Here is a 10,812-nt window from a genome sequence, read left to right as displayed (position 1 = left end):
AGTGGTGAGTGGTGAGGTGTGAGTGGTGAGTGGTGAGTGGTGAGTGGTGAGTGGTGAGTGGTGAGTGGTGAGTGGTGAGTGGTGAGTGGTGAGTGGTGAGTAAAACTGCCAAACAAGTTAATTAAAATTCTGAAAATTCTTTAATTCGTTTAATTCCGGTTCAGACAAAAAATCAACCTAATCAATATTCAATGGATGCAACAATTGATGAACTTATACTACTTACAGGTGGAACTTTCCTCGTAGGTTGGGGTATTGGAAAAATAAACGAACGTCGTAAATTACTAAAGTCTGGAATTAAGGTTGAAGGCGTGGTTTTTAAATTGGAAGAACGTTTGAGCAGCGTCAAAGATCGTATGCCTTTATATTATCCTGTAATAAGGTATGTAACCTTAGATAAGAATTGGATAACTGAAGAATATGATATGGGGTCTAACCCTTCTGCGTATAAAGAAGGAGACGTTGTTAAAATAATATATGACGCGGCGGATTATAAGCATTTTATAATTGATAATTTTTTCAGTAAAGCCTTAGGATTGGTGCTTGTTGTGGTAGGTGCGGCAATATTAATAGGCGTACTAATTTATTATATCTTAAACCAGTATTCGTCAAATTAATCCCGCACTCCATTTCCTATTGTCAGTTTTAATTTGTGTATCTATACTGGTTTCCATATCTTCCAGCATGAAAAAACTGCTGATACCTTTATTACTATTTTCGTTAAAGCTTTCGGCACAGGATGCTTCTAAAATTCATCAAAAGGCAATCCTGGTAGATACGCATAATGATGTATTATCCAACCAGCTGATCACTAAATTCGACCTGGCGAAACGGCAAACAGAAGGTGATTTCGATTTGGTGCGTGCCAAAGAAGGTGGTTTGGATGCGCAGATCTTTTCCATTTGGTGCGGCGAAAATTATGGTAAGGGAACAGCCTTCGCTTTTGCTAACCGCGAGATAGATTCATTGTACGCCCTCATCAACCGTAATCCCGATAAAATAACCCTGGTACATAACAGTAATGAACTGAAAAAGGCTGTGAAAAAGCATAAACTGGCCGCCCTTATCGGTGTTGAAGGCGGACACATGATTGAAGACAGGATGGATTACATTGATAGCCTGGCCAAACGCGGTATGAACTATTTAACCCTCACCTGGAATAACAGTACCTCCTGGGCTACTTCAGCAAGGGATGAGGTTACCAAAAAAGATAGCCTGAAACATTTGGGATTGACCGATTATGGTAAACAAATTGTTCGCCATTTGAATGAATTGGGCGTAATGGTTGATGTATCGCATGTAGGCGAACGTACTTTTTATGATGTGCTGGCCACTACCACAAAGCCTGTAATTGCATCGCATAGTTGCGCCTGGAGCATAGACCCCAACAGGCGTAATTTAAAGGATGATCAGTTAAAAGCATTAGCCAAAAATGGGGGAGTGGTTTGCCTTAATTTTTACAGCGGTTTTGTTGATAGCACTTATACACCCAAAGTAACCGCTTTTCTCTATCAGCATAAAGCAGAACTGGATTCGCTGGTAAAGATCTACCATGATGGCGACCTTGCCAATATCCGGCTGAATGCGATTTACAAAACCGAATCGGACAAGATCCGCCCGCCTTTGAGCTTGCTTATCCATCATATAGATTACATCGTAAAGCTGATAGGAGTTGATTACGTTGGCATCGGATCCGACTTTGACGGGGCCGAATCATATCCCTTAGGTTTGGATAGTGTAAGCGATTATCCAAAGATCACTGAAGAACTGCTTAAACTCAATTATACAAAAAAGGATATTGATAAAATTTTAGGGGGTAATGTGATGCGGGTTTTGAAGGCAAATACGGGTAAATAATACGTAAATGTTAAAGAAAATTTTTATTGTTACCATGTTGTTAGCTGCAACCTTTAGTGGCCGGGCGCAGGTTACCAGGTTGTTTTTAGATACCAACCGCAATGTTACCCCCGACTCTGCAAAAGCGAGGTTTTATGCAGCCAAAAAAAATTAGATGCTGATTCGGCCTGGATAGGCAGCATTTTTAATTTGAGGGGCGATATATTGAGCACCGGCACTTATCGCGATGGCAAGATGAAAGTACCACATGGTAAGTTTACCTATTATGGTTATCGTTTGCAATTTAATGCGGATTCATCGTCATTTAAGTTGTTTCAATATGTATGTGCAACAGGCTATTATTTAGAAGGTATTAAGTTAGGTACGTGGACTGATTATTATAATGACGGCTATAAGAATAATGTAGACGTTTTTGTAAACGGTAAATTAAATGGCTTACATGAAAAATTCGGCTGGCGGGGCAATGTATCCGAACGTGGTAATTACATCGACGACCGGAAAGAGGGTGAGTGGGACCATTTTACAGATGACAGCGTTTTAGAATCGGTAGATCAGTATAAAAACGATAAACTGCTTCAGCATGATGTAAAATTTCATTATAAATTCTCAAACAGGATCAATCAGCAAGTTAAAAAAATGGAACTTGTAAGATCAGTTAAAGCAAATCCGGGGTTCAACTTTAACGCGTTTTTAATTAAAAACATTAGCAGCCAGATTCCGTACGGTGTCGACGGATTAGTTGCGGTAAAGTTTATGATAAACAGGAAGGGGAAAATTACTAACCTGCAAATGGTACGAAGTTTTAATGAAACTGTAGATAAGGCAGTTTTTAATGCACTGCAACACTGCCCCGATTGGAAGCCGGCTACTTTAGCTACCGATGAAGCCTTTAGCCAGGAAATATTCTGCCCTATTGTATTTGTCAACTCGCGGCCAGCAAGCATTTTCATTCATGCCGATGAAAAATACGATCCTTATTTTTAAAATAGTTTCATAATTTAAACATTCAACATACATGCTAATTTAGGCAAATACGGGTAAATAATTATATTTGCATTTGCCTTTACTGTCACGCTATGCTAAAAAAATTACTATTCTTTTTATTGCTAACGCTTGTGGTTAGTTCAAAACTTTATGCACAGGAACCATATATTTTTTATATAAATGATGCAGGCGAAAAAACCAATGATAAGGCGCTTGCTGCATCTTATGCACTTGTACAAAAGCTCCCGCAGGATTCTGCCTGGTTTGTAAAGCAGTTTGATATGAGGGATACTATACTTACCTCGGGTTATTATAAAGACGAACAAATGACTATACCATTTGGCAAGTTTATTTATTATGAGAAAAAACCTGCATTAAAAGAATTTCGGGATATAAACGTTGATACGCTAAATCATATAAAAGTAGTTGGCTATTTTTTAGATGGGAAAAAAAATGGCGTATGGCGTGAATTTGCAAATGGCCGAAAGCAATTTTTAAAAACCTATAATAAAGGTAAACTGGATGGTTTATATCAAAGTTATGATGTGGGTAGTGGAAAAGTGATTTTTGAAGGTTACTATGTTAATGATCAAAAGGAAGGAGACTGGTGTAAGCTGGATGCTGATAGTTTGGCCATTTATACCGAAATATTTAAAAAAGGGAATGTTAGTAAACGCTACAATTATACTGAAAATGATTTTAAGAGCGCAGTAATGCCTTTTGATTTTTACACCTATTTGCGAAATCGCACCTCAAATTTTAAAACGCCTGATCATACCGGAACAATGGTTTTGGATTTGAAAATAAATAAGGAAGGTGTTGTTACCAATGCAAAAGTGGCGCAGGTTGTCGACTTAAACTTTGATGATTTAATAGTAAAGGCATTTATGGCTTCACCAAAATGGAAACCTGCGACCTATAAAGGAAAAAAAATAGACTCATCCTTTAGAATTACCATCAATATTTTGGATGTTATACGGCCGGTGACTCTTTATTAGAATTTTTTTAATAAGTTAAATTGCCAGACATCGATAATAGTTTACCTGTTACTGACCCATTCAATTGACTTTTTTTGTAAATTCGCATACATTTTTATAAGGAATGACTCAAGAATTAGAACACGTAAAATGCCTGATCATAGGATCAGGTCCGGCAGGATATACTGCCGCAATATATGCCTCAAGGGCCGATTTGAAGCCCGTAATGTACACCGGTTTATTGGCCGGCGGACAACTTACCCAAACTACCGACGTGGAGAACTTTCCAGGCTACCCTGAAGGCATCATGGGCCCCGAAATGATGGAAGATTTTCGTAAACAGGCCGAGCGCCTGGGTGCCGAGATTCGTTTTGGTTATGTAAGTTCGGTTGATTTTACCAGCCTGCCGCATAAAGTGGTGGTTGATGAAGTGAAAACCATATTGGCCGATACCGTTATTATTTCAACAGGTGCATCAGCAAAATGGCTGGGTTTACCGTCCGAACAAAAATATAGCGGCTTTGGCGTTTCGGCTTGTGCTGTGTGCGATGGCTTCTTTTTTAAAGGGCAGGATGTAGCCATAGTGGGTGCCGGCGATACCGCTGCCGAAGAAGCTACTTACCTGGCTAAACTCTGCCGCAAGGTTTACATGATCGTTCGCCGTGATGAGTTTCGCGCTTCAAAGGCAATGGTTCATCGCGTTTTGAACACACCAAACATCGAGATACTGTACAATACAGAAACGAAGGAGATCCTTGGCGACGGGCAGAGTGTTACCGGTGTTAAGGTAATCAACAACGCAACCAATACCGAAACTGACCTGGATGTTAGCGGCTTTTTTGTTGCGATAGGTCACCATCCCAATACCGATATCTTCAAAGGCTGGTTAAATATGGACGAAACCGGTTATATCATCACCCACCCGGGTTCAACACAAACCAATGTAGAAGGTGTGTTTTGCTGCGGTGATGCCCAGGATCATGTATACCGCCAGGCTGTTACAGCAGCGGGTACAGGTTGTATGGCCGCCATTGACGCAGAGCGTTACCTGGCAGCTAAGGAGCATGTAGTTACCGCCTAAAAGCCTCTCCAAACCCTCTCCTGAAGGAGATGACTTAAAATAGAAATATTGAAAGCCGTTTGTTTACAGACGGCTTTTTGTTTTTATCATTTTCGGACGTGATTATTTGAGGCCGTGTTTTTAGGATGTTGTTGCTGTTTTTTGTATATTTGTATAGCAACAAAAACAGGGCGTTTATCTTATACGATAAAATGCCCTGTTTAATTTTACCAAAGAGCCGTTATCAGATGTTGTTGTGTAAATTATTGATTTTTAAATATTTACATATTTTAAGTTGATTGTGGCGGTTACTCAGCGGTGTATGAAAGGTGTTTCGCAAGGGTATTGAAAGGTGCACGAAAGGTATGCGAAAGGTTTACCAAAGGTGCGCGAACGGTAGAACCGAAAAATCGCTGCCACTTTTTTAAAATTTCCTCTCTTCTGGCGTAATCGCTATGCTTTTGTTACAATAGAAAACTTCTTATATTTTTTTAAAAACTTCTATATTCACAACGTAGTACCAACCTCCAATTAAATCTATGTTAAAAAAAGCCTCCTTAATGCTGTTTGCATTGCTTACATCATTTACCATTGTTGTTAACGCTCAGGACACCGATCCTTATGCAGGAATCATCCCGGCGCCTGTATCGCTTAAAAAATCACCCGGCAACTTTGTATTGAGCCGGGAAACCAGTATCCAGGCCGATTCGCCATCCAATAAAGCTGTATTGTTTTTTAAGGATTACCTGGCCAATAACCAGGCCTACAACAAAGCCATAACATTAAAAAGCGGCGGTACTTCATCAAATGTAATTACCCTGACATCTGCCGGTGCCGATAATTTACCTGCCGAAGGTTACCGCTTAACCATTACTCCACAGCAAATTACTGTTGCCGGTAAAGGAGCTGGCCTGTTTTATGGTGTACAAACACTTATTCAGCTATTCCCTGCTGAAAGGGCCGCTACAGCTAAATTGCCATGTGTACAGGTGGAAGACTATCCTCGCTTTGGTTACCGCGGTGCTATGCTCGATGTTGGTCGCCATTTTTTCTCGGTAGAGATGGTGAAAAAATATATCGACCTGCTGGCAGCCTATAAACTCAATAACTTTCACTGGCATTTAACCGAAGATCAGGGTTGGCGTATTGAGATTAAGAAATATCCAAAGCTAACGCAGATCAGCAGTATGCGGGCACAAACCTTAATTGGCGGTTACCGTGATAAAACTCCGCAACAGTTTGATGGCACGCCTTATGGCGGTTTTTACACCCAGGATCAGATCCGCGACGTGGTAAAATACGCATCAGAAAGATATATCAACATAGTGCCCGAAATTGAAATGCCCGGCCACTCGCAGGCTGCCTTGGCGGCTTATCCTGAACTAAGCTGCGACCCGGCCAAAACATATAAGCCGGCCGAAACCTGGGGAGTGTTTAAAGATATTTATTGCCCATCTGATAAAACCTTTGCCTTTATAGAGGATGTACTTACCGAGGTGATGGCGCTGTTTCCCAGCAAATACATTCACATTGGAGGTGATGAGGCACCTAAGGAAGCCTGGAAAAATTCAAAATTTTGCCAGCAGCTTATAAAAAAATTGAAACTTAAGGATGAAAATGAACTGCAGAGTTATTTTATACAGCGCGTAGAGAAATTTGTAAACTCCAAAGGCCGAAGCATTATTGGCTGGGACGAGATATTGGAGGGCGGTCTTGCGCCAAATGCTGCCGTAATGAGCTGGCGTGGCGAAGAAGGCGGTATAGCGGCAGCACAGCAAAATCACAATGTGATCATGACGCCAGGCAGCCACGGCCTTTATATAGACCATGGGCAGGGTAAACCCAGCCAGGAACCATTAAGCATTGGAGGCAATGAACCCTTATCTAAAATTTACAGCTACGATCCAACTCCGGAAGCTTTAACCCCCGAGCAAAAGAAATACATTATGGGCGTACAGGCTAACCTGTGGACTGAATATGTAGCAACCGATGCCAAAGTGGAGTTTATGCTGCTGCCTCGATTGATGGCGCTATCGGAAATAGCATGGTCGCCCCTGGCAAATAAAAACTTCAGGGATTTTTCAGAAACCCGTTTGCCACCCCACCTGGCCTTGCTGGATAAGAATAATTTAGATTACCATGTGCCGGTAGCTATTGGAGCAAAAGACACCGTGATGATAGGCAGCCAGATGAGTGTCAACCTAAAATCACCAGTTGATGGCGCTAAGATATATTACACCATTGATGGTTACACCCCGCGCGAAACCGACCTGGAATACCATATCCCGATGAACTACGGTGTACCACCTGATCAATACCGCGAGCTGCAAACCTTAGTGATTACCCCATCAGGCAAAAGGAGTAATATTACCCGTACCTTGGTTTACAATAAAGCGCCTTTAGCCCCCGTTAATTATACGGGTATAAGTACTGGATTAAATTACCAATTATTTACCGGAACCTTTGGCAGTACAAGTCAGCTGATTGGCCTCGCAAGCGATAGTGGTGCAGTAAAAACCTTTAGTACAACAGATTTCAGGAAAAGTAAAGGTAAGTTTGGTGTAATTTACAGCGGATTTATTTATATTGATGCCGATGGGAATTATGGCTTCTCAACACTATCAGCCAACGGATCTGTTTTATTGATAGATGACCAGGTAGTTGTTGATAATGATGGTAAACACGCGGTAATTGAGCAGTTTGGTGCGGCGCCTTTATTGAAAGGATATCACCGTTTCACTTTAAAGTATGTGGATGCGGGTGGTAATAATACTTTAAAAGTATTTATATCGGCACCCGGTAAAACCAAAGCAGAATTAACACCCGATGTGCTAAAAAATTAACAGGATTATAAACGTATAATGACCAGGAGATTTTATTATATAACTTTTTTAATAACCGTGGTTATTGCGGGTGCCGGATGCGGCAACAAAGAAAACAAGAGTACAGATGCATCGCTTGCTGCCAAAAAGCCCGGACTGATACAACCATTCAGGTATCATAAGCTGATAGAAGTATCGCCAGGGCAAAGCTATGATGTATTGAGCTGGGGGCGTGGTTCGCAGGAGGCGGGGGCGTTTATGATCCTGCATTCAGATTCATCGGCCATCAGGTATACTACTACTACCGGCGATTTGGATGGCAATATTATAGATGTTTACAATGCCGATATGGACGCCGACGGCAACCCGGAGATATTGATAGAAGCACAATCAAAAGATACTGTAAACCGTACCAGCATGTACGCGTTTGAGTTTATTGATAACAGGGCAAATAAACTCGATTTTCCTAAACTGAACTCATCGCAACGCAAAGGCTACCGGGGCGGGGACAATTTTTACATTCGCGAGGGTAAGCTGATCCGTGAGTTTCCAATTTACAAGGGCAATGGCAAAGAGGCGATATCAACCGGCGCCAAACGGCAGTTGGAATATGGCCTGAGCCGTAACGAATTTACTGTAAAGCAACTGAGCAAGGATTCTGTTGAAGTGGCGGATAAAGCTACCGCGATAGCCCCGGCAAAGCAATCGGACACCAGGGTGAGTACGTCCAACAAATCGGAGAAGAAAAGTTCGTCAAAATCAAGTAAGAAGAAAAAGCGGAAGAGGCATAGGGGATAGTTGGGTTTGATTTGTATTGAGAAACGCGCAATTCTGCATGCCCGTTTTGCGCGGCCTAAATCAAACTAATCATCTCCTTTGCATTTTTTACACCTACTGCGTCAAAATCATTATTAAAATAAAACCAGGCTTCTTTAACATCAATGTCGTGCTTAACGGAGTCGACCACTTTTTGCAGAAACTCCATAGAATAGGGCGACCTATATAAATTGGGTACACCATGAAAGCGGTAGTACACAACCGGTGTATTTTTTATCACATCATCGGGCAGGGTGGGGTGGCTCATGCCGCAGAAGGTGATGTTATGTTCTGCCAGTTTTTGATATACGCTTGTATTCCACCAGCTTGCGTGGCGCAGTTCCAGCACATTTTTGAATGTTGGATTAAGGCTGTTGGTGATCTTTTCCAGCCTTTCTTCGGTATAATTATAGCTGGGCGGCATCTGGAATAGTACCGGGCCAAGCTTTTCCTGCAGGCCGTTATTTATGGTATCATAAAAGCTGGTGATCAGGTCGGCAGAGTCAATGAACTTTTTGTAGTGGGTTATGGCCCGGGGCGCTTTTACGGCAAACCTAAAATCGGCCGGACTTTTACCATACCAGTTCTGCAAAAAGGAAAGTTGGGGGAAGCGATAAAAAGTAACGTTAAGTTCCAGTGTTTTAAAGTGTTCGCAATAGTAATCAAACCACTTGCGCTGCGGCAGGTCCTCAGGATAAAAGCTGCCTTTCCAATCCTTATAATGAAACCCCGAACAACCGATATGCCAATCCATAAATATGTTTTAGTATAAAAGAATGCGGCCCGAAGTTTTGTTTGCCGAATTAAACAAACAGATTTGGTGAGGGGTAAACATTGGTAAAAACAGATGGCTGCATAGACCTATGGATAGCTAAAGAAGGTATTTTATCGTCTCGTACGCCTTCCTCATTTTATACTGCTTTAACTCAAATAATAAATATCTTTTTATATACAGCAGCAATAAAAACTTTTTTTGACTTTCCGGATAGCCGAATTGCTTAATGATCAGATTAAAATCACTGATCATCATTTCCATACGCGATTCGTTTTTTATCATGCTCCATATGCCTCCCATGTGGTTACGGTAGCAGCTCATTACTTCTGGCAGTACATATATTTTAAGGCCGGTATTATACGTGGCAAAAAGTTTTAATAGTTTATCGGCTGCGAAAACACTATGATACCAGGGCTTCAGAAATACCTGGTAAACCTCGGGGATATTACGATATACCAGGGTTGCTGTTTTGGTTTCTTCCTGCTTCCCTGCAAGCAAATCAAGGTAGGTATACTCGCGTGGTACCGGTTTTGGATGAACATACAGCGTTTCGCCAAAAGCGTTAATTACCTGGGTGTAATGGCAGCAAATTACGTAACCAGGTTTTTTTTCTAAAAAATCAACCTGTTTTTGCAGTTTATCAGGCCTTATCCAATAGTCATCTCCTTCGCAAAGTGCTACATATTTGCCTTTACATGCTTTAATTGTATTCATGAGGTTATAATAACAACCCATGTTTTTTTCATTAGTAATCAATTTAACTTTGGCCGGGTACTTTTTTTTAAATAATGCCAACACATCTGATGTGCCGTCAGTAGAACAATCGTCGCCAATTACAATTTCAAAATTAAAGTTTGTTTCCTGCAGCATAAAACCATCAAGCGCCTGGGAAATAAATTCTTTTTGATTGAAGGTGATACAGCAAATGCTGACCATTAAATCCTGCTTTTCATCATAACTCATCTTTTTCGGTTTTTTATGCAAAAGGTATAATTAGGCAAACAAGCTTATTATGGACGTATCCTGCTTTTAAGCCATTTATCTCCTTTATCCGGATTTAGGTTTAAAGTCCTGTGAGAACCCCCGCAGATATTGTTCTTCTCTAAGTTTCAAGACAAATCTATTTAACTCGTATTCAATAATACATAAACTTATAGCAATTGTTTGAAATTGTAAACTATCATTAAATATTGCACATAAAGTGTAAAATACCTTTACATATTGGCCATAAACATATGTCTATATTGCCTGTTTAGTGGTTTTAATTAAATGTAAATCAGCTTGTTATGTATTGTTAAGAAAAAGGGTGTTTTTTAAAGCCTATATCAAAGGTGGTTTAATGTAAGAATTTAATGTTTAATATTGTTGTGAAATTAACATTTATTTAATGATATAGTCAGTGCCATAAAAAACCAAAAGCTATGGTGATTTTCGGAGCCGGCGGACACGCATTAGAAGTTTTGGATGTACTATTAGAAAATCCGGTAAAAGAAGAGATCTTTTTTTATGATGATATTAATG

Annotated in this window: 11 protein-coding genes; 9 read left to right on the top strand and 2 right to left on the bottom strand. The window is 40.6% G+C overall.

The window, feature by feature from the left end:
* Positions 1-191 precede the first annotated feature (191 nt).
* From AC1DO4_RS27060 to AC1DO4_RS27025, 8 genes are all read left to right on the top strand, one after another.
* A complete protein-coding gene (locus AC1DO4_RS27060; protein ID WP_477420883.1) occupies positions 192-617 on the top strand; it encodes a DUF3592 domain-containing protein in 426 nt (141 codons plus the stop codon).
* A gap of 67 nt (positions 618-684) precedes the next feature.
* Complete coding sequence (locus tag AC1DO4_RS27055) at positions 685-1,857, top strand: dipeptidase (RefSeq protein WP_477420882.1); 1,173 nt, start codon at positions 685-687, stop codon at positions 1,855-1,857.
* Between the two features lie 7 nt (positions 1,858-1,864).
* The gene (locus AC1DO4_RS27050; protein ID WP_477420881.1) at positions 1,865-2,011 is read left to right on the top strand and encodes a hypothetical protein; all 147 of its coding nucleotides are present in this window, start codon (positions 1,865-1,867) and stop codon (positions 2,009-2,011) included.
* An 80-nt stretch (positions 2,012-2,091) separates the two neighbouring features.
* The gene (locus AC1DO4_RS27045; protein ID WP_477420880.1) at positions 2,092-2,841 is read left to right on the top strand and encodes an energy transducer TonB; all 750 of its coding nucleotides are present in this window, start codon (positions 2,092-2,094) and stop codon (positions 2,839-2,841) included.
* Positions 2,842-2,933: 92 nt separating this feature from the next.
* Positions 2,934-3,839, top strand: a complete 906-nt coding sequence (locus AC1DO4_RS27040; protein ID WP_477420879.1) for a hypothetical protein — start codon at positions 2,934-2,936, stop codon at positions 3,837-3,839.
* A 103-nt stretch (positions 3,840-3,942) separates the two neighbouring features.
* Positions 3,943-4,899, top strand: coding sequence for a thioredoxin-disulfide reductase (gene trxB, locus AC1DO4_RS27035; RefSeq protein WP_477420878.1), 957 nt, complete (start codon positions 3,943-3,945; stop codon positions 4,897-4,899).
* Between the two features lie 518 nt (positions 4,900-5,417).
* Positions 5,418-7,721, top strand: coding sequence for a family 20 glycosylhydrolase (locus AC1DO4_RS27030; protein WP_477420877.1), 2,304 nt, complete (start codon positions 5,418-5,420; stop codon positions 7,719-7,721).
* Positions 7,722-7,739: 18 nt separating this feature from the next.
* Complete coding sequence (locus AC1DO4_RS27025; protein WP_477420876.1) at positions 7,740-8,498, top strand: hypothetical protein; 759 nt, start codon at positions 7,740-7,742, stop codon at positions 8,496-8,498.
* Between the two features lie 55 nt (positions 8,499-8,553).
* On the opposite strand, the gene AC1DO4_RS27020 is transcribed toward AC1DO4_RS27025, so the two are convergent.
* On the bottom strand, positions 8,554-9,270 hold the full coding sequence (locus AC1DO4_RS27020; protein WP_477420875.1) for a DUF72 domain-containing protein: 717 nt from the start codon (positions 9,268-9,270) through the stop codon (positions 8,554-8,556).
* A 117-nt stretch (positions 9,271-9,387) separates the two neighbouring features.
* Complete coding sequence (locus tag AC1DO4_RS27015; RefSeq protein ID WP_477420874.1) at positions 9,388-10,254, bottom strand: glycosyltransferase family 2 protein; 867 nt, start codon at positions 10,252-10,254, stop codon at positions 9,388-9,390.
* 458 nt (positions 10,255-10,712) lie between these two features.
* On the opposite strand from AC1DO4_RS27015, the gene AC1DO4_RS27010 reads away from it, so the two are divergent.
* On the top strand, positions 10,713-10,812 hold a 100-nt coding region (locus tag AC1DO4_RS27010), incomplete at its 3' end, for a PglD-related sugar-binding protein (protein ID WP_477420884.1).

Source organism: Mucilaginibacter sp. P5_A6 (genome assembly GCF_056400585.1).
This window is presented reverse-complemented; position numbering and strand designations above follow the sequence as displayed.